Origin of the sequence: Niveispirillum sp. (assembly GCF_017996735.1) — a bacterium.
In the GTDB taxonomy this organism is placed as follows: domain Bacteria; phylum Pseudomonadota; class Alphaproteobacteria; order Azospirillales; family Azospirillaceae; genus Niveispirillum.
The window spans coordinates 12,712-32,098 of sequence record NZ_JAGOGJ010000075.1 but is presented as its reverse complement, the minus strand read 5'-3'; the positions used below and the strand labels follow the sequence as shown (position 1 = coordinate 32,098).

14 protein-coding genes are annotated in these 19,387 nt (G+C 66.5%); 6 read left to right on the top strand and 8 right to left on the bottom strand.

What is annotated here, in order from left to right:
• Positions 1-75: 75 nt before the first annotated feature.
• On the top strand, positions 76-363 hold the full coding sequence (locus KBA48_RS20870; RefSeq protein WP_367273857.1) for a cupin domain-containing protein: 288 nt from the start codon (positions 76-78) through the stop codon (positions 361-363).
• A gap of 16 nt (positions 364-379) precedes the next feature.
• Here KBA48_RS20870 and KBA48_RS20865 read toward each other — a convergent pair whose 3' ends face one another.
• From KBA48_RS20865 to KBA48_RS20845, 5 genes are all read right to left on the bottom strand, one after another.
• Positions 380-2,068 (bottom strand): glycoside hydrolase family 43 protein, encoded by a 1,689-nt coding sequence (locus KBA48_RS20865; protein ID WP_292909972.1) that lies wholly within the window; start codon positions 2,066-2,068, stop codon positions 380-382.
• 259 nt (positions 2,069-2,327) lie between these two features.
• Complete coding sequence (locus KBA48_RS20860; RefSeq protein ID WP_292909970.1) at positions 2,328-3,974, bottom strand: M28 family metallopeptidase; 1,647 nt, start codon at positions 3,972-3,974, stop codon at positions 2,328-2,330.
• 287 nt (positions 3,975-4,261) lie between these two features.
• The gene (locus tag KBA48_RS20855) at positions 4,262-5,314 is read right to left on the bottom strand and encodes a replication initiation protein (protein WP_292909968.1); all 1,053 of its coding nucleotides are present in this window, start codon (positions 5,312-5,314) and stop codon (positions 4,262-4,264) included.
• A 743-nt stretch (positions 5,315-6,057) separates the two neighbouring features.
• Positions 6,058-7,065 carry a helix-turn-helix domain-containing protein gene (locus KBA48_RS20850; RefSeq protein ID WP_292909966.1) on the bottom strand — a complete coding sequence of 336 codons (1,008 nt, stop codon included), beginning with the start codon at positions 7,063-7,065 and terminating at the stop codon, positions 6,058-6,060.
• The gene (locus KBA48_RS20845) at positions 7,062-8,225 is read right to left on the bottom strand and encodes a HipA domain-containing protein (protein WP_292909964.1); all 1,164 of its coding nucleotides are present in this window, start codon (positions 8,223-8,225) and stop codon (positions 7,062-7,064) included. Before KBA48_RS20845 ends, KBA48_RS20850 begins: the two co-directional genes overlap by 4 nt.
• A 448-nt stretch (positions 8,226-8,673) precedes the next feature.
• On the opposite strand from KBA48_RS20845, the gene KBA48_RS20840 reads away from it, so the two are divergent.
• A complete protein-coding gene (locus KBA48_RS20840) occupies positions 8,674-10,152 on the top strand; it encodes an NAD-dependent succinate-semialdehyde dehydrogenase (RefSeq protein ID WP_292909962.1) in 1,479 nt (492 codons plus the stop codon).
• Between the two features lie 27 nt (positions 10,153-10,179).
• Here the strand turns inward: KBA48_RS20840 and KBA48_RS20835 are convergent, their stop codons facing one another.
• From KBA48_RS20835 to KBA48_RS20825, 3 genes are read right to left on the bottom strand one after another with little or no spacing between them, the layout of a single operon-like run.
• A complete protein-coding gene (locus KBA48_RS20835; RefSeq protein ID WP_292909960.1) occupies positions 10,180-12,621 on the bottom strand; it encodes an EAL domain-containing protein in 2,442 nt (813 codons plus the stop codon).
• 8 nt (positions 12,622-12,629) lie between these two features.
• Positions 12,630-13,592, bottom strand: a complete 963-nt coding sequence (locus KBA48_RS20830) for an ABC transporter substrate-binding protein (protein WP_292909958.1) — start codon at positions 13,590-13,592, stop codon at positions 12,630-12,632.
• Between the two features lie 10 nt (positions 13,593-13,602).
• Positions 13,603-14,211, bottom strand: coding sequence for an MliC family protein (locus tag KBA48_RS20825; RefSeq protein WP_292909956.1), 609 nt, complete (start codon positions 14,209-14,211; stop codon positions 13,603-13,605).
• A gap of 216 nt (positions 14,212-14,427) precedes the next feature.
• Between KBA48_RS20825 and KBA48_RS20820 the strand changes: the two genes are divergently transcribed.
• The 4 genes from KBA48_RS20820 to KBA48_RS20805 are packed head-to-tail and all read left to right on the top strand — an operon-like array spanning position 14,428 to position 19,019.
• Positions 14,428-15,420 (top strand): ABC transporter substrate-binding protein, encoded by a 993-nt coding sequence (locus KBA48_RS20820; protein ID WP_292909954.1) that lies wholly within the window; start codon positions 14,428-14,430, stop codon positions 15,418-15,420.
• A 4-nt stretch (positions 15,421-15,424) separates the two neighbouring features.
• On the top strand, positions 15,425-16,168 hold the full coding sequence (locus tag KBA48_RS20815) for an ABC transporter permease (RefSeq protein ID WP_292909952.1): 744 nt from the start codon (positions 15,425-15,427) through the stop codon (positions 16,166-16,168).
• Entirely contained in the window at positions 16,161-16,904 is a 744-nt protein-coding gene (locus tag KBA48_RS20810; RefSeq protein ID WP_292909950.1) for an ATP-binding cassette domain-containing protein, read from the top strand. The genes KBA48_RS20815 and KBA48_RS20810 overlap by 8 nt, the downstream gene beginning before the upstream one ends.
• 24 nt (positions 16,905-16,928) lie before the next feature.
• A complete protein-coding gene (locus tag KBA48_RS20805) occupies positions 16,929-19,019 on the top strand; it encodes a TonB-dependent receptor (protein WP_292909948.1) in 2,091 nt (696 codons plus the stop codon).
• Positions 19,020-19,387 lie beyond the last annotated feature (368 nt).

Here is a 19,387-nt window from a genome sequence, read left to right as displayed (position 1 = left end):
ACAAAGGTGACGGACCCTTGCAGCAGCAGCATCAGCTCAAAGTGCCGGTACCGCATGGCGCGGCGGTGATAGGGCGTGCTGTCCCCCACCCCGTCCTGCCGCAACCATACGGATTACACATCCGGCAGCGGCGTGTTCATGGCAGGCACCTGGGACAGCACGCCCTATCACCGCCGCGCCATGCGGTACCGGCACTTTGAGCTGATGCTGCTGCTGCAAGGGTCCGTCACCTTTGTGGACGGGACCGGCCGCGAAGGGACCTTCCGCAAAGGCGATATCTTCCTGGTCGAGCAGGGGGCGGATTGTTCCTGGGAAAGCCGGGAACAGGTGGCCAAGATCTACGCCATCCACCGCCCTGCCTGACCGGCGCGATAGGCCCCTATTGCCCGTCGCGGCTGGCGAAGGGGCCGACCATGACCCCGATGAAACCACCCGCCTTGCGGGTCGACAGAATGGTACCATCGGCGCCCTTCAGCACGCTCTGCCAGTCACCCCCCGCCGACGCCACGTCGAAATCATATTCCCCGCCGCGCGCCGTGATGCGCAGCCGGTAGGAGGCTGACACCGTCACCGGCAGGCTGGCCAGCACCTTGCCGGCGGCGGGCACCTGCTTGCCGTCACGCATGCCCACCTTGGCCACAAGCCGCCCGCCATCGCGCTCGATGGTGAAACGGTACCAGTGCTCGTCACTCTGCACGGCGGCCAGGCCGGCGCGCTCCCCCGGCTGATCGGGGGTGAAGATCATTTCGGTGGTGATCACCGCCTGATGATGCTGTTGCCGGCGGCCCCAGAAGGCCGGGTTGCCATGGTCGGACAGGCCCACCGGCTGCAGGTTCAGCGTCAGCGCCCCATCGGACAGGCGATACCAGTCGCCCTTGGGATTGCGCGCCATCATCCAATAAGGCGGCAGCTTGTCGCCATCGAACTCGTCACGCACCTGGAAGGCGCCGGCGGTCGGCACCTTGGCAGGAGGCTGGGCCGGCAGGTCGGGCCTGGCATGGGTCAGGGGGATGGGCTGACCCGGATCGGTCAGGCGCGGCCAGCCATCGACCCAGCGCACCGGCATCAGGAACGTCTCCCGCCCGGTATTGTACAGATCATCGCCATAGGGGCGGATGGCCAGGAAGCTAGCCCACCATTCCCCCTTGGGCGTCACCACAAAATCGGCATGGCCGGCCGAGGTGATGGGGTGTGCGCGGGCCGGGTCCAGGTCGCGCTGCGTCAGGATCGGGTTGGCCGGATTGGGCGTGAACGGCCCCATGGGCGAGGACCCGCGCAGCACGACCTGCGAATGATTGATGGCCGTGCCCCCCTCCGCACAGATCAGGTAGTAAGCGCCATCCTTCTTGAAGATATGCGGCCCTTCGATCCAGATCGGCTTTTTCGAGATATCGACGCCGCCATTGACCAGCACCTTGCGCGGGCCGATGGTCTTCATGGTTTTCAGGTCAAATTCCTGGACCCAGATGGCGCGGTGGCCCTGGTACAGCGGTTCGCCCTCCGGCGGGCCGTTATTGACGATCCAGGCGCGGCCATCCTCAAAGAAGATCGACGGGTCGATCCCGCCCTCCAGATCGGGCAGCCAGATCGGGTCGGACCAGGGGCCCTTGGGGTCCTTGGCGGTGATGATAAAATTGCCGCCGCAATCGACACAGGTATTCAGGATGTAAAAGGTGCCGTCATGATGATCAATGGCGGGCGCAAACACACCACGCGACAGGCCCAGCGCCTTGAAATCCAGTTGGTCCGGCCGGTCGATGGCATTGCCGATCTGGGTCCAGTTCACCAGATCGCGCGAATGGAAGATCGGGATGCCGGGGAACCAGGAAAAGGTCGAGGTGACGATATAATAATCATCGCCCACCCGCGTGATCGACGGGTCGGGGTAATAGCCGGTCAGGATGGGATTGCGATATTCGCCGCGCTTTGCCTTCACCACCGCGTCGGACGGGTCCGACCCCTGATAATCCAGCCAGTTGAACCGGGCCGTATCGGCAGCATATCCGACGCCGGATATTCCCATGACCAATCCCAGCGCCAGCAACGGCACCGCCCAAATCCTGCGCATTTTTCCTCCCAACGCCTATTGTTAGCGTTATCATGAGGAAACAGCGGCGGGCTGTCCAGGGTTTTGACAGGGTTGTCGGGGGGGAGATGGGCTTGCCCTCACCCTCCCAGGCCTGCCGGCCTGGGCCCCTCCCTCTCCCACCTTCGTGGGCGAGGGGCGGAACTTGGCTCTGGGCCTTTTCTCGCCCCTCGCCCGCTGTGCGGGAGAGGGAGGGGCCCGAACGCGCCAGCGGTCGGGAGGGTGAGGGAGCAACGCAAGCCTATTTCCGCTCGGCCGCGCTCGCGTCACGTGCCGCGCGGAATTCGCTGTCCTGGCTCCAGTTGGGCCAGTCGCGGCCATCGGCCAGACGGCGGCCAAGGCTGTAGAGCAGGCCCATGTCCAGCCGGGCGCCGTCCAGGTTCCAATCCGGCGACCATTCATCGTCGGGCTGGTGGTACTTGTCCTTGATATAGGCATCGCGCCAGGCCTTGCCGGCCGCCACCCCGCCATTCACCAGATCAATGCCACCGCCGAAGGAGATGGCGGGCACGCCGACCTTGGCCATGGGGAAATGGTCGGAGCGGAAGAAGCCGCCGGCCTCGACGCGCGGATCGGGCGTGTAGGTGCGGCCGGCCTTCTTGCCCTCTTCGATCAGCATGTCGAGCAGGCCCAGCTTGGCCGTGCCGGAAATGGTGAAGTCCTTGGCGGGACCCGGTCCGATGGTGCCATCCATATTGATGACGCCTACTGTCCTGGCCAGCGGATAGACCGGGTTGCTGGCGTAATAGGTGGAGCCCAGCAGGCCCTTTTCCTCTGCCGTCACGGCCAGGAACAGGACGGAACGTTCAGCCGGACCCGCCGCCTTGAAGGCGCGGCCCAGTTCCAGCAGGCTGGCGGTACCGGATGCATTGTCCAGCGCACCGTTGAAGATATTGTCGCCATTGGCGTCGGGTTCACCCACGCCGATATGGTCCCAATGCGCGGAATAGACCACCGTCTCGTCCGGATATTTGGCACCCGTGATGCGGCCCAGCACGTTCTTGGAGGTGATGACTTCGGTCTTCACCTTGTAATCGGCCGACAGGGTGGCCTTCAACGGCACCGGCTGGAAACTGTCCTTGCGCGCCTCGGCCCGCAGTTTTTCGAAATCCAGACCCGAGGCCTTGAACATCTCGACCGCCAGATCGCGCTGAATCCAGCTTTCGAACGGCGTATGGGCGGTTTTGGGATCATCGCGCACGATGTCGAACATCGTGTTGGGATTGGAACTGGCCACCGTCGCCCAGCCATAGGAAGCCGGCGCGGTTTCATGCACGATGATGACACCGGCAGCACCCAGGCGGGCCGCCTCTTCATATTTATAGGTCCAGCGGCCGTAATAGGTCATGGCCTTGCCGCCGAACTTGCCCTCCGGCCCTTCGAAATCCGGATCATTGATCAGAACGACCAGGATCTTGCCCTTGACGTCCTGGCCCTTGAAATCATCCCAGCCGCGTTCGGGCGCCTTGATGCCATAGCCCACGAACAGCAGCGGCGCGTCCTTCATCGTGACGCTGTCCTGGCCCGTCAGGGCGGCGCGCACCGCGATGTCCTTGCCCTGGCTCAGGGCGTGGCTCTTGCCGCCGAACGTCAGCGACAGGGCGGGCTTGCCCACGATGTCGGACATGCGCAGCGGCACATCCTGCGTCCAGCCGCGCTTGCCATCGGCCCCGATAGTGCCGCCCGGCTCCAGCCCGGCCGCCTTCATACGCTCGATCAGGAAGGCGACCGTCTTGGTTTCCCCCACGGTCGCGGGCGCGCGGCCCTGGAAATCATCAGCGGACATGACGCGGATATCTTCCGATACACGCTTCATGTCGAATTGCGGGTCGGCCGCGAAGGCCAAGGTGGAGGTAAGGGCGGCCGTGGCCAGCAGTAGATACTTCATGTCCGATTGAAGCTCCCTGGATTTCGTATACGATCCATAACAGAGACCGGAAACCTTACCAACTGGTTAAGCGCGGGTGCCGAAATTTGCGGCAGGCATGGGTCCAATCGGGACATGGGGCGGGGGGCCGGTTGTCGCTGCGGTCCGCTGTTTTGCCCTCACCCTCCCAAGCCTTGCGGCTTGGGCCCCTCCCTCTCCCACCTGCGTGGGCGAGGGGCGAGGTTTGGCGTTGAGCCCGTTTTCCCCCCTCGCCCGCTGTACGGATGAGGGGGCAACCGCCCACCCGGTCAGCCTTCACCGCGCGGCACCCGTACCCGCAGCCGTTCTTCTTCCACGATCACCTCGGCCAGGGGGGGGACCCATTTTTTAAGGTTTTCCTTGGCAGTGGCGGCGGGCGGCAGGGTCATGCCCAATTGTTCGGCCCGCTTGGCCCATTCCATGCGCTTGCCAACCTCCGCCCCTTCCAGGAACCGGATGGCGGCGTCGGCCTTGCCCGCAAAGGCCCCGTCCTCTTTGGCGGCCATGCGTTCGCCCCGGCGCTGGGTCTTGGGTTTGGCCATTTCCTTGGCGGCGCGCTCGGCATCTTCGGCCGTCTTGCGGTGGATGCGGAAGACGCAGCCGACAACGCGCCCGCCGCCGCGCCCGCCACCCTGGCGGATCTCATGCAGGGCGGCCTTGAACTCACCCAGCCGGCCGATCTCCTCCAGCGCCGGGTCGAGCGCATATTTGCGCAGGTCCTTCCAATCCTTCAGCTTGTCGACACAGCCCAGGATGGCCCGCAACTCGTCCACCTTGGTCTGCCAATAGGGTTCGGCCGCGTTGCGGTCGGCATAGCGCTTCAGCACCTCATACAGGGTCAGGGCATATTTGCTCTCGAACTCATAGATGATACGCAGCGACAGATAGGAATAAAGGGCCGGTTCGCGCAGGCGTTCAGACACCCAGCTATGGAACGTGTAGGTCAGGGTCCCGCCCTCGATCCGGCAGGGACCCAGCAATTGTGAGCTTTCCCACCCGGCCGTGCCGTCGGACCGCAGATAGTTGAACTGGCACAGCACCTTCTGCAGGGTTTCGATGCTGGCCTTCAGGCGGGTATTGTTCACATCGGCCGTGCCGTCGCGCACCTCCGCCGCGAACCGGCGGATGGAGGCCAGCTCGATCGAATGGCTTTCCACCTTGCCCAGATTCTCGTAGGCATGGGCCAGCAGATGGTTGAACAGGCGGCGGTCGGCCAGCGTCAGGTCAGCATCGGCCTTGATCTCCACCGCACCCGTGGCCTTCACCAGCGTGAGGGGGGTCTTGCGGGGCGTCGTGGCCGTGCTGGGTGGTTTGGCTGCCATGGCGGGAGTGTAGGTCGGAGGTGAAAGGCCGGCAACTCCGAATTCCCCGGCCGTCTCCTGGCAAAAACTCCCGTTCGGGACTGGCGAAACCTCCCGATCGGGGCTGGCGAAACCTCCCGTTGGGGCTGGCGAAACCTCCGGAATGGGGGGTACAAGCCGTTGGAATGATTGGGTGATTCCGGCCTTAGGAATCTTGTAAGGAATCTTAGGATCTTCAGGAAAGGCTGGGATTTCAAGGGATTCGGAGATTTCGCCAGGGACGGGACCGGCCAGAATCATCGCCTTCAGCCGGGCATATTCGGAGTTTTTGCCAGGGTTCAGGCGTGGCAACGCGGTTTCACGCGGACGGATGCCCCGTTTGCGGCCCTTGCCTTCCACGAATCGGGACACGGAATAGTGCCGCCATTCGGAGATTTCGCCAGGGATGCGGGCAGGATCGAAGCCCGCCTGTGAAACATCGTGCAACAGATCATCCATGATGTTCCACCCCATTCGGAGTTTTAGCCAGCCCGCCCCGACTCCAAGCAAATCCAAGGGTCTCAGAGGCAACGATTCGGAGTTGGTGCCAGGGCATGCACCATTCGGAGTTTTTGCCAGGGTTGGGGATTCGGAGTTTTGGCCAGGGCGAGTCCGGTCTGGTCAGAACTTGTAAGATGCAGACTGTTGGGATGATTGACATGATCACCGGCCCCATGAAGAGACTGTGATCCTATAATAGGACTATGAATGATGCAATGGTGGGCTCACCCTGGGCTGGCCTGTCCCCGCCGGGTCAACCGCATGACTTCCTGTTGGACGAACGACCTTTCAAGCTGGAAGCCGTCGAAGAGAGTATAAAGCGGTGACAGAAAGCGGTGAACCAGAGCGGAAAGATCCGAACTGATTTGTTCCGCGTTTGTCTGAATCGACAGAGTTGCCGTGTCTGACAGAGAACGCGGTGAGCCAATTAAGTCCCGCAGGCTTGGATCCGAGAAGGAGGCCAATTCCCGGTGGGCAAGACCGCGATACCTAGCCTGAATTGTGATTGGTGCATTGTCGACGGTCAGAAGTTTGGCAAAGTTGGCGGCGTGGAGCATGACTAGGATCGCACTTTGAATAGGCGAAGTTATGTCAAAGAACGCACCGGGTCTCTTCAGGCTGGGATCATCTTCCTCGAATCCCCGACTCCAATAAGCGTTTCCCGTTGTCGATAGACGCCAGAAGTCGGGATCAGCAGGGCTGGATATCCGCTTTGATGCGCCAGGCGGATTTTGCCAGCACTCGATCATCTTTTTGTCGATGATTACGGGATTGAGCTCGATGCCAGATGAAATCCAGAAGGGAAGCCATCTCAACTGGACGCGAAATATATCGACCAGTGGCAGGATATCGTTCAGCATTCCTAACAATGACTCAGCATCCGGCACGGCTTTTGCCCCCGCGATTTCATAATCCACCTCGTACCCGCCCAAGGGATGGCGGGCAGGATCATCGACCGGCAGGTCTGCGACCAATTCCCGCCAGCGCGCCTGTGCTGCGGCGACGAAGGCGGCATGGCTGCCGGGGGGCGGTCCCTCCTCCACTAGGCCTACCACCTTCAGGATGGCCAGCGCCCGGCCCAGGGACAAGGTGGTCTCCCCCCTGTCAAAGGCGATAATCACAGGCTTGCTGACGCCGGCCAGATCAGCATGGGCCTGCTGGGTCAGTCCCTCCGCCTTGCGGCGGCGGTGGGCTTCGGCCACCAGTTGCGGCCAGTCGAGGGGCTGGATCATAGGGTCACCCTTGCGCAAGCTGCGTGGACGATGTCAGCGTAGAGATGGACGAAGCCATCGGCCCCCTCCCCCGCCGGTGGGATGAGTTTCGCGCTGTTGGCCGCGCGGGTTGCCAACTCGCGCAACGCCCGGCGGGCGGCGCGCTTCGGCAGGCCGATGTTTTTGGCGAAAGTCAGTAGCAGGGCGGCGTCGATCTGGTCCAGCGACTGCCGGACACCCGCCAGGGCCAGGGCTGTGTGCCGGTCATAGCGTCCACCATAGATCAGCGTGTTCAGCAGGTCATAGGCGGGGGACAGGCGCATCCCTTCCGGCCGTTCCAGCAACGAGAAATTCTTCAGATGCGCGTCGGCATTGCCGATCAGCGCCGAGGTGACAAGTTGCCGGAAGAACCGGTCGAGATCGATCTCCGGACGAGCGGAATGGCGGCTGATGGCCTCTGCTACCTCCTCATAGCTGCCGTCATATTTGCCGCGATTATCATTGCCGCGCGGCCGGGCCAGGATCTGGGCGAAATCCTCCATCCGCAGTTTGGTGCCGTCATCAGCGCGGTCGAAGCGGGTAATCAGCAGACACGGCTCATCATACCCTTCGACGAAGCCGTTCCTGAACGAAGTCACCTGATCGATGCCCAGGATATGGGCGGCCAGCGACAGGCTTAGGAACTCGTTGCGCACCAAGCCGTCATTGCTGGCATGGTTGAATTTGGCGATATGGGTGGCGGGGCTGTCGGCGGTGGCCGGATGGAAGTGGCGGCCTTCGTGAAAGGCCAGCAGCTTGCGCTGTACGCCGCTGACGGTGCGGCCGGGCGGGATGTCGTCGGGCCAGGTGGCCGGGTCCGCCGGGGTGGCAGCCCCGTCCAGCGGCAGGACCGACACCGCCCCGATACAATCCGCGCCATAGCGCAGCAGCAGGCCCAGATCATCCTGATCCTCGATCCGGCCAGCGCGGGCCTGACGTTCGCGCAGCCAGCCTTCCGGCCCCAGATGCTGGAAAAACGGATGCAGGCCGGCGGGCCAGGGATGGGCCCCGGATGACACGGGCAGGCAACAGCCGATATCCTGTGTCCAGCCCGGATCATAGACAAATTGGCTGCCCCCTGCCGCCGTTTCCCGCAGCAGACCGGCCCTTTGCCCCTTGAAAAGAACCTGTGCGGTGCGCACCCGGACCTCCGGCCATGGTCAGGAATAAGATACCTTGAGGGGAGGATAGCCGAAAATAACCCGGTTTGGTAAGATTTATGGGTTTATGATGGTTCGCTAATGATGTTTGGTCATTTATAATTGACTATATGGCGATCGTGATGGATTTTATAATTTATATGATACTTTTGGCGAAAATCTTCCCTGAATTCGTAGATTGGTCAAGGATAAATGACTGTTGGCCGTCCGGCGGCGCTGAAGGGACGGCCAGGACGGGGGCCGCTTTCGCGTCCACTTCCCTGACCGGCAGATGAGCAAGTGATTGTCTCCCGACAAGCTTGCCGTTCCGCGCGGGCGGCATTTCGGCCATGATCGCGGCGGACTTGGCCGGGTGCGGCGGCGTGCCCAGTTTTTCCAGACGCGATGCGGGAAACGAACCCGCGACGGAACGAGATGGCGAAGGTGTGAGATGGGTGCCGAGACGCAGAACAAGCTGGGACTTTCCGATGCCGACCTGCTGCGCGACAAGGGTGTGATTGCCGGGGCCTGGCTGGACGCGGATAGCGGGGAGCGTTTCCCCGTGCGCAACCCGGCCACGGGCGCCGTGCTGGCCCATGTGCCGATGATGGGGGCGGCGGAAACGGCCCGCGCCATTGATGCGGCCGCGGCCGCCCTGCCCGCCTGGCGTGCCCGTACCGCCCAGGACCGGGCCGGCCTGCTGCTGCGCTGGCGCGACCTGATGCTGGAAGCCGCCGATGATCTGGCCCTGCTGCTGACCCAGGAACAGGGCAAGTCGCTGGCGGAAGCGAAGGGCGAGATCACCTATGGCGCCAGCTTCATAAGCTGGTTCGCGGAGGAAGGGCGCCGCGCCTATGGCGACGTGATCCCCAGCCACAAGCCGGGATCGCGCCTGTTCGCCATCAAGCAGCCGGTGGGCGTGGTGGGAGCCATCACCCCCTGGAACTTCCCCAATGCCATGATCACGCGCAAGCTGGGCCCGGCGCTGGCGGCCGGTTGCACCGTGGTGCTGAAACCGGCCGAGGCGACGCCGCTGTCGGCCCTGGCGCTGGTCGTGCTGGCCGAGCGGGCGGGCATCCCGGCGGGGGTGATCAACATCGTCACGGGTGACCCCATCGCCATCGGCGGCGCGCTGACCGCGTCGCCCACCGTCCGCAAGATCAGCTTCACCGGCTCCACCCGCGTCGGCCGGCTGCTGATGGCGCAGAGCGCGCCGACGGTGAAGCGCCTGTCGCTGGAACTCGGCGGCAACGCGCCTTTCATCGTGTTCGACGATGCGGAGATCGGGCCGGCCGTGGCGGGTGCCATGGCGTCCAAATACCGCAATTCCGGCCAGACCTGTGTCTGTGCCAACCGGCTGTTCGTGGAGGATGGCATCCATGATGCCTTCGTCGCCCGGCTGAAGGAGGAGGTGGAGAAGCTGTGCGTCGGCAATGGCCGCGACGCGGGCGTCAACCAGGGGCCGCTGATCAACCTGGCCGCCGTGGAAAAGGTGGAGGAACTGGTGGCCGACGCCCTGGAAAAGGGCGCCACGCTGGTGACCGGGGGCAAGCGCCATGCGCTGGGCGGCTGCTTCTATGAGCCCACCATCCTGACCGGCGTGACGGGGGAGATGCGCATCGCGCATGAGGAGATTTTCGGCCCCGTCGCCGCCATCCAGCGCTTCCAGGGCGAGGAACAGGTGCTGCGGCTGGCCAATGACACGGAATTCGGTCTGGCCGCCTATTTCTACAGCCGGGACATGGGCCGTATCTGGCGGGTCGCGGAAGGGCTGGAAAGCGGCATGGTCGGGGTGAATGACGGGCTGATCTCCACCGAGATCGCGCCCTTTGGCGGGGTGAAACAGTCCGGCCTGGGCCGCGAGGGCAGCCGCTACGGCATCGATGAATATCTGGAGATCAAGTACATCTCCATCACCGTGGGCGGCTGATGCAGCCAACCGCCGGGCGCCGTTCCCTCACGGCGCCCGGCCTGTTTCCCGTTCCCGCATGAAGGCCGACAGGGCGTCCGCCTCCATCGGGCGGCCGAAATGCCAGCCCTGGCCGATATCGCAGCCGATCTCCGTCAGGATGTCGGCCGTGGTCGCATTCTCCACCCCCTCGGCCACCACTTCCATCTCCAGGTCATGGGCCAGGTTGATGACGGCCGCCACGATATGGCGGGACCGGCGGCTGTCGGCCAGATCGCGGATGAAGCCCTGGTCGATCTTGATCAGGTCGGCCGGCAGGTGCTTCAGATAGGAGAGAGAGGCATAGCCGGCGCCGAAATCATCAATCGCCACCTTCACCCCGCCGGCCCGCAGATGGGCCAGCACGCCGGCCGTGCGGTCCAGATTTTCCATCACGGCGGTTTCCGTCACCTCGATCTCCAGCCGGCCGGGCGGCACGCCCGCCGCGCGGACAATGTCCAGCAGCCCGTCCAGCCAGACGGGATCGGCCAGTTCCTTGACCGAGGCATTGATGGAGATGACGGCGTCGCGCGGCAAATGCAGGCGCCCGGCCGACAGATGGTCCAGCGTGCGGCGCGTCACCAGCCGGTCGATATCGCCGACCAGCCCGATCCGTTCGGCCACGGGAATGAACAGGGCGGGGCCGGGTCCCGGCCGGCCGTCGGGCCGGCGCCAGCGGACAAGCGTTTCCACCCCGCGCACGCTGCCATCCTTCAGGCGGATCTGCGGCTGGAATACGGGGTGCAGCAGGCCGGCGGCCATGGCGCCCGGCAGATCGGCCGCCACCTCCGTCCGTTCCTTGATGGACTGGGCCACATGGTCGTCATAGGTGAAGATGGGGCTGGCCCGCTGGTCGGCGGTCTGGGCGGCCCAGCTTCCGCCGGCATCCTGGGCCAGGATCAGCGCTTCGCGGTCGCTGAATTCCTGAGCCTGCGGCATCACCACAAAATGCACATCGGGCAGCATGGACAGGCCGCCCAGATCGACCCCGTCGCGGAAGGAGGCCGAGAGGGCTGTGGTCAGATAGGGCGGCGCCTCCCCGCCCGGCGACAGGATGGCATAGGCCAGTTGCCGCCGCGCCAGCCGCGCCGTCAGCTCGCATCCGGTCAGCATGCCGTGGATGCGCCGGTGGACGGCACCCATGATGGCCGTTTCCACCTGCGGGCCGAAGGTGACGGCCAGATCGTCCAGATTGCGCACATAGGCTAGAAGCACCCAGAAACCCGCCCCTTCACGCCCCGCCGCCAGCAGCCCCTCCAACTCCCGTTCCCAGGACCGGCGGTTCAGCAGGTCCAGTTCCGGGTCGCGATGGGCCAGGCGGTGCATCTCGATCTCGGCCTGCCGCTCCGCTGTCACGTCGCGGATCAGGGCCGTGAAATGCAGGCCCGTGGACAGTTCCAGCCGCCCCACCGACAGCCAGGCCAGGAAGGTGGACCCGTCGGCGCGCCGGGCCACCACCTCCCGCCCCTTGCCGATGACGCGGGCCTGCCCCGTTTCGATATAGGCATTCACATAGGTGGCGTGGCGTCCGGCATCCGTGTCGGTCATCAGCATGGTGATGGACTGGCCCACCATGGCCCCCACCGGATGGCCGAACAGCGTGGTGACGGCGCGGTTGGCCTGCAGGATGGTGCCGCCGGTATCGATGGTGACGATCCCGTCCACCGCCGTATCCAGGATCGATTGCAGTTCGCGTTCCCGCCGGCGCAGCGATGTCAGCGCCTGGTTCAGGACACGGGCGAAATCCCGCAATTCGCGGATGCCGTTGCGGGGCAGGCGCACGGGTTCGTCATTGGCGCCCACCCGTTGCAGCCGCCCCGCCAGCGTGGCCACGGGCGCCACGATCAGCCGCACCGACAGGAAAACCAGCAGGCCCAGCAGGGCCAGCAGCGCCCCGCCCAGCCGCAGACTGTCATTCAGCAGGTCGGCGCGCGCCTGATCCATGGCCCAGTCGATGCGCTGGACCAGCAGCAGGTGTCCGGCCACGGCGTCCGCCCCGCCCAGCAGGCGGTTGCCCCTGTTGATGGTCCAGCAGCCGGCCAGCAGCCGGTCCCCCTCGGCCACCACCAGCCCGCGCCCGCAGGCCCGGTCCGCCGCCGCCCGGCGCAGAGCGGCGGGCACCTGCGCGACCGTGTCCAGATCCGTGCCTTGCAGCATCACGTCATTGGCGAAGACGGGCTTGCCCCCCGGATCGGCCAGCAGCACCAGATCGGCGCGCGAGCGCAGGGCGGCGCGGTCGATGGCGTCGATCTCCGGCCCGTCATGATGGGCGAAGCGGGCACCGATCTCCGACGCGGTATTGGCGCCGGTCTGGGCGAATTCAAGCCGCGCCTCGGCCAGCACCTCCGCCATCAGGTCGGGATACAGCACCAGCCAGGCGAACAGCGCCATGACCGCGACACCCAGCAGGGGCGGCAGCAGCAGGACGGTCAGCAGGGTAGGATTGCGCATGCCACCCCCTATTCCGGCAGATAGGAAGGGTCGAGCACGGGGTCGGGCGCCCGACCCACCTCCCCCGATGCGACCAGCCAGCGCTGTGCCTGCGTCACTGCCGGGGCGTGGGCGGACAGCATGGCGCGGCTGGTGGCGGCGTTGGGGAAATCCAGCCGCGCCAGCACCTGCCGCACCTGCGCGTCCGACAGGTGCTGACGCCGGCCGACCCGCTGGATCGCCAACGCGTCGCCCCGGGTCAGCCCGTCCACCCCGCCATACCAGGCGGCCAGCAGCCGGTACAGCGTGGCCCGCCGTCCCGCCAGCCGGTCGCGGCGCACAGCCAGCACATCCACCACCTCTCCCGCCATGTCGGCGCTGTCAAAGACGCGGACGGCGCCGGCCTGTTCCAGGTGGCTGACCAGCGGTTCGTAACTGACGATATAATCCAGGTCCAGCCGGCGCAGCGCATCGGCATGGTCGCCCACCGACACGGGCTGCACCTGCACCTGACCCAGGGTCAGGCCATGGCGTTCCAGAAAGCGGTAAAGCACGAAGGACCCCACCCCTTCCGTCTCTACCCCGATGCGGGCACCGGCGGGGCCGCGCGCCACCGCCGCCGCGTCCCGCGCCAGCACCACGTCGGCGCCGTTGGATATGTCCAGCACGGCCAGCACCGCCATGGGCCGGCCCGCCGCTTCCAGCCGCATCACCTCGTCCAGGGTCAGGGCGGCGCCGTCCAGGCTGCCCGATGCCACCGCCTCCATCAGCGCCGGCGAGGACCGCGCCTCCACCAGCGTGACATCGGCCGGCAGGGTGCCTGCCGCGCGGGCCAGGTGGAAGGGTTCATAGCCGATCCACAGGTTGGTGCCGATGGCCAGCGGCCGGACGGGGGATGGCACGATGCTCCACGCCCCCGCCACGAACAGGGCGCAGCCCGAGAGGATCAACAAGACGGCGACACCGTAGCCGGTGCGGGCCTGCCGTTCCATTTGTTATTCCTTATGATGCCGGACGACAGGTCTCTTCCCGGGCTGTGTCGCCCCAGGTGACCCGTGCCACGCCCTGATGTTCCCAGAAACTTTCGTTGCGTCCTTCATACCGGGCGCCGCTGCCCGATGGCGCCGCCAGCATCAGCGATGTCTGGTCGCCCCGCTGTGCCAGCGCGCTGGCCGGCTCTGTCTGAAAAAAGCGGATGGTGATGTCCCCGGCCGGGTTGCCGGCACAAGTGAAACGCACGGGCGCGGTGCCGGGCACCAGATCGAAGGTCGCCTGAAGCTCGGCAATGCGCCAGACATAATCTTCCTGGATGCACAGGCGCTTGTCATCGGCGGTCCAGCAGGCATTGCGACCCTTCACCCAGCCCCGCTGTTCGGTCTTCAGCATGTCCGACGCGGCCTTGCCTTGTGCGGTGGCCTTGGCCTGGGCGGCGGTGTAGATGGCGGCGACCTTGCGGTCCAGCGCCGCAAGGGCCGGGTCTTTGCAGATGATGAGCTCGACCTCGCGCCCCGCCTTGCGGCAATCGAAGGCCGGGCCTTCCTGCGCCGCCGCCGTTCCCGTCATCAGGAACAGGCCCGTCAGGCCCAGAGTAATCGCGACCCGATATGTCAAGTTCACCCCCGTGCCGGACGGGGGAACCCCATCCTGAAACAAATTGTACAGCGGTGCGCGACGAAGCAGAAGCGCCTTCACGTCGGGTCAACCGGAATTCCCCATGACGACAGTGGGTTAGGCGCCACATCGTTCGCCATCCTTCCATGGTCTAATATGGCGGTTCCGCCCCGTTCCGTAGCATGGCGCAAAAGAACCATGCGCCCCGGGGAGGATATGATGGGCATTCCTGTCTGCCGCCGTGCCCTGCTGGCCGGCCTCGCCACGCTGGCGGCGCTGCCGGCACGGGCGGATACCGCGCCCGTGCCCGTCCGCCTGGGTCTGCTGCCCTTCGGCACGGTGCAGTGGGAGGTGGAGACGGCGCGGGCGCGGGGGCTGGACCGGGCCAACGGGGTGGCGCTGGCGGTGCAGGAACTGGCCGGCACCCAGGCGGCACAGGTGGCGCTGCTGGCCGGCGGCGTGGACATCATCGCCAGCGACTGGCTGTGGGTGGCGCGGCAGCGGGCGGCCGGCATCGACCTGTCCTTCATCCCCTATTCCTGTGCCGTGGGCGCCGTCATCGTGCCCGCCGACAGCCCCATCCGCAGCACCGCCGATCTGGCCGGCAAACGTATCGGCATTGCCGGCGGTCCGCTGGACAAGGGCTGGCTGCTGCTGCGTGCCCAGGCGGCGCGGCGCCATGGCATCGTCCTTGCCGCCGAGGCGACAGCGCTTTACGCCGCCCCGCCGCTTCTGTCGCAGCAGGTGCAGGCGGGCAAACTGGACGCCGTCCTGACCTACTGGCATTTCGCGGCCCGGCTGGAGGCGGCGGGCCTGCGGCAATTGGTCGGCGTGTCCGATCTGGCCCGCGATCTGGGCCTGGCCACGGCCGTGCCGGCGCTGGGATATGTCTTCCGCGCCGACTGGGCCGCGGACAACGCCGCTGCCCTGACCGGTTTCACGGCGCTGTCACGGCAGGCCAAGACCATCCTGGCGATGGAGGACGCGGCCTGGACCCCGCTGCGCCCCCTGCTGGGCGCCGATGATGACCGGGCCGCCATGGTCCTGCGCGACCGGTTCCGCCACGGCATCCCCACCCGCTGGACCGAGGCGGAACGCGCCGATGCCGCCCGGCTGTTCGCCATCCTGGCGGGGCTGGGCGGGCGTGAACTGGTGGGCGATGCCACGGCCATTCCTGACGGGACCTTCTGGCCCGTCACCTGGAACTGAGAGCATGGCGCGGGCCGGTCTGTCCATCCTGTTGATCCTGCTGGTCTGGCAGGGGGCGGCGCTGGCCGTCGGCGGCCCCACCCTGCCCGGCCCTGGCGCCGTCGTTGCGGCCCTGGCGCGCGAGGCGGCCAGCGGCCAGCTTTTTCTGCATCTGGGCGTCACCCTGGTCCGGGTGGCGGCGGCCTTTGTTCTGGCCCTGTCCATCGGGACGGCCCTTGGCATCGCCATGGGCCGGTCGCCGGTGATCGACGGGCTGCTGGGACCCTGGCTGATGCTGGCCTTGAACGTGCCGGCGCTGGTGGTGATCGTGCTGTCCTATGTCTGGTTCGGCCTGACGGAGGCGGCGGCCATCGCGGCGGTGGCGGTCAACAAGATCCCCAATGTCGTGGTGCAGGTGCGGGCCGGTGCGCGCTGTCTGGACCCCGCCTTGTCGCGCATGGCCGATGCCTATGGCTTCGGACGGGCCGACCGGCTGCGCCATCTGCTGCTGCCGCACCTGACGCCCTATCTGTTCGCCGCCGCGCGCAACGGCCTGTCCCTGGTCTGGAAGATCGTGCTGGTCGTGGAATTGCTGGGCCGGGGCAATGGCGTGGGGTTCAAGATCCATCTGGCCTTCCAGATGTTCGATGTCGCCACGCTGCTGGCCTATACGCTGTCCTTCGTGGCGGTGGCGCAGGCGCTGGAACTGGCGCTGGTGGCGCCGCTGGAACGGCGGGCCGGGCGCTGGCGCGGGGTGGCCCATGGCTGAGCTGCTGCGCCTTGCCATCGGTGAAAAGCGGTTCAACGGCGCCCCCATCCTGGCCGGCCTGTCGGTGACCGTGGCGGCGGGAGAGGTGGTGGCCCTGGTCGGCCCCAGCGGTTGCGGCAAGAGTACCGCCCTGATGCTGGCCGCCGGTCTGGACCGGGATTTCACGGGCGAAAGGCATCTGGCGCCCGGTGCGCGGCTGGTGGTGCAGTTTCAGGAACCCTGCCTGCTGCCCTGGCGTTGCCTGACCGACAATATCGATCTGGCCCTGCCGCCCGCCCGGCGCGGTGGCGATACGGCCCGGCGCTGGCTGGAGGCGGTGGAACTGCCGGCGGCCGCACAGGCGCAGTTCCCGGCAGAGGTCAGCCTGGGCATGCAGCGCCGCGCCGCCCTGGCCCGCGCCCTGGCCGCCGATGGCGACCTGCTGCTGCTGGATGAACCGCTGGTGTCGCTGGATGCGGGGCTGGCCGGCCGGTTGCGCGCCCTGCTGCTGCGCCGCATGGCGGAACGTCCGGGGCTGGGCCTGCTGATCGTCACGCATGACCTGATGGAGGCCGCGCAGATGGCCGACCGCATCCTGCTGCTGGGCGGGCATCCGTCCCGGCTGGTGGGGGAGGTGCGGCCCGACGGGCAGCGGGGGCAGCGGGGCCCCGCCCAACAGTCGGACATCCTGTCGCGCATCGCCCGCCTGCAGCAGATGCCTGTTTCCCCGGCGCCGTACTTGTCTATATGTCCCTGAAATCCCTGTCCGGAGATGGTTTCGATGTCCCGCCCCCTGTTCGCCCGCCCTGCCCGCCCGTTGACCGCCGCCGCCCTTGTGGCGCTGCTGCTGGCGGGCACGGCCGCAGCGCAGGAAACGCAGGTGGCGGAGATCATCGTCACGGGCCGGCGCGACGGGGTGCCGGCATTCGAGCGTGCCTATGGCCCCACCGTGATCGACGCCGCCACCCTGGCCACCGCCCCGCAGCGGCGCCTGGACGAGGCGTTGCGCGCCGTGCCGGGCTTCGGCCTGTTCCGCCGATCAGGATCGCGTACCGCCAACCCCACGACACAGGGCGTGTCCCTGCGCGGCATCGGCCCCAACGGGGCGGGGCGCACCCTGGTTCTGGTGGATGGGGTGCCGGTCAATGATCCGTTCGGCGGCTGGGTCTACTGGTCGCGCCTGCCCACATCGTCGGTGGACAAGGTGGTGATCACGCGCGGCGGCGGGGCCGGCCCCTGGGGCAACGCCGCCCTGGCCGGCACCATCCGCATCGACACCAAACAGCGCGACGGCGTGGATATGGAACTGGCCGGCGGCAGCGACGGCACCTTGCTGGCGCAGGCGGCCCTGGGCGGCAGCGCCGATGGCTGGCATGTCGGCCTGTCGGGCAGCGCCTTTCAGACCGACGGCGTGATGCTGGTGGAAAAATCCCGGCGCGGCCCCATCGATATCCGGGCCGACAGCGATGCCTATGCCGTGGATGGCACCCTGTCCCGGCGCTTCGGCAGCGTCTCCGCCACCGCCAAAATCTCCGGCTTCAAGGAAAGCCGGGGCAATGGCACCCCCTATACCAACAATGCCACCGACGCGACGGAGGCCAGCCTGCGCCTGGTCGGCGATGGGGAGGCGGTGGATTGGGAGGCCGTGGCCTATTGGCGCGACTGGTCCTTTGCCAGCACCTTTTCCGGGGTGAATGCCACGCGTACCGCCGAAACCCCGTCGCTGGACCAGTATGACGTGCCGGCCACGGCCAAGGGCGGCATTGTGCAGATCGCCTTCTCACCCGCCCCCGGCCATGAAACCGATATCGGCGCCGATGTGCGGGTGACCGATGGGCGGACCCGGGAACGCTTCACCTATAGTGCCGGCCGCTATACCCGCCTGCGCGATGCCGGCGGGGAACAGCAGGTGGGCGGCCTGTTCATCGAACATGCCTGGACCGGGGTGCCGGGCCTGACCGTTTCGGCCGGCGGGCGGCTGGATGGCTGGCGCAACAAGGATGGCCACCGGGTGGAAAGCGACAGCGCCACGGGGGCATTGGTGCGCAATGACCGCTATGCCACGCGCGACGGCACCGTCGCCAATGGCCGCGCCGGCATCGACTGGCAGGCGAGTGATAGCGTCGCGCTGCGGGCGGCGGCCTATACAGGCTTCCGCCTGCCCACCCTGAACGAGCTGTATCGTCCGTTCCGGGTTGGCAATGATATAACTGAAGCCAATGCCGGTTTGGAACCGGAACGGATGCGCGGCGTTGAAGGCGGCGTCCGCCTGACCCCCGGCGGCGGCGTCACGGCCAGCGCCACCCTGTTTCATGTCCGCCTGAAAAACGCCGTGGACAATGTCGTGATCCAGACCACGACCGGCACCAATGCCGAACTGGGCGTGTTTGTGCCGGCCGGTGGCAGCCTGGCGCAGCGGCGCGGGCTGGACCGTGTCGCGGTGCAGGGGGTGGAGGCGGACCTTGGCTGGCAGGTGACGGACAGGCTGCGCCTGGGGGCCGCCTATCTGTTCAGCGACAGCGAGATCAAGGACCCCGGCAGCATCACGGCCCTGAAGGGCAAGCAATTGGGCCAGTCGCCCCGCCATTCCGGCACGGTTGACGCCACCTGGACCCCGCTGGACCCGCTGACCCTGCGCGTGCAGATCCGCGCGGCGGGAAGGCAGTTCGAGGATAGCCGCAACCTGGGCACGCTGGACAGTTATGTGGTGGGCGACCTCTATGCGGCTTGGAAGCTGGACAGCACGCTGGAATTCTATGCCACGGCGGAAAATGTCACCGGCGAACGGGTGGAAACGGGCCGGCGCAGCGACGGGCTGACCAATATCGGCCCGGAACAGCAATGGCTCTTGGGGCTGCGGGTGCGGCTGTAATTCCAAGGGTCATGTTCCATGACCCTTGGTGTTTAGCTGTTCCCTCAGGCGCCGGGCGCTGCCATCCGGCAGCTTGGCTCACGCAGGCACGCGCCTGCGGGCCAGCGGTCGCTGGCCTTCAAGGGTCATGTTCCATGACCCTTGGTGTTTAGCTGTTCCCTCAGGCGCCGGGCGCTGCCTCCGGCAGCTTGGCTCACGCAGGCACGCGCCTGCGGGCCAGCGGTCGCTGGCCTTCAAGGGCCATGTTCCATGACCCTTGGTGTTTAGCTGTTCCCTCAGGCGCCGGGCGCTGCCTCCGGCAGCTTGGCTCACGCAGGCACGCGCCTGCGGGCCAGCGGTCGCTGGCCTTCAAGGGCCATGTTCCATGA

Coding starts and splice junctions, on each gene's coding strand:
- KBA48_RS20865 (WP_292909972.1), bottom strand. CDS start 2,068: ATGCGCAGGATTTGGGCGGTGCCGTTGCTGGCGCTGGGATTGGTCATG.
- KBA48_RS20860 (WP_292909970.1), bottom strand. CDS start 3,974: ATGAAGTATCTACTGCTGGCCACGGCCGCCCTTACCTCCACCTTGGCC.
- KBA48_RS20855 (WP_292909968.1), bottom strand. CDS start 5,314: ATGGCAGCCAAACCACCCAGCACGGCCACGACGCCCCGCAAGACCCCC.
- KBA48_RS20850 (WP_292909966.1), bottom strand. CDS start 7,065: ATGATCCAGCCCCTCGACTGGCCGCAACTGGTGGCCGAAGCCCACCGC.
- KBA48_RS20840 (WP_292909962.1), top strand. CDS start 8,674: ATGGGTGCCGAGACGCAGAACAAGCTGGGACTTTCCGATGCCGACCTG.
- KBA48_RS20835 (WP_292909960.1), bottom strand. CDS start 12,621: ATGCGCAATCCTACCCTGCTGACCGTCCTGCTGCTGCCGCCCCTGCTG.
- KBA48_RS20830 (WP_292909958.1), bottom strand. CDS start 13,592: ATGGAACGGCAGGCCCGCACCGGCTACGGTGTCGCCGTCTTGTTGATC.
- KBA48_RS20820 (WP_292909954.1), top strand. CDS start 14,428: ATGATGGGCATTCCTGTCTGCCGCCGTGCCCTGCTGGCCGGCCTCGCC.
- KBA48_RS20815 (WP_292909952.1), top strand. CDS start 15,425: ATGGCGCGGGCCGGTCTGTCCATCCTGTTGATCCTGCTGGTCTGGCAG.
- KBA48_RS20810 (WP_292909950.1), top strand. CDS start 16,161: ATGGCTGAGCTGCTGCGCCTTGCCATCGGTGAAAAGCGGTTCAACGGC.
- KBA48_RS20805 (WP_292909948.1), top strand. CDS start 16,929: ATGTCCCGCCCCCTGTTCGCCCGCCCTGCCCGCCCGTTGACCGCCGCC.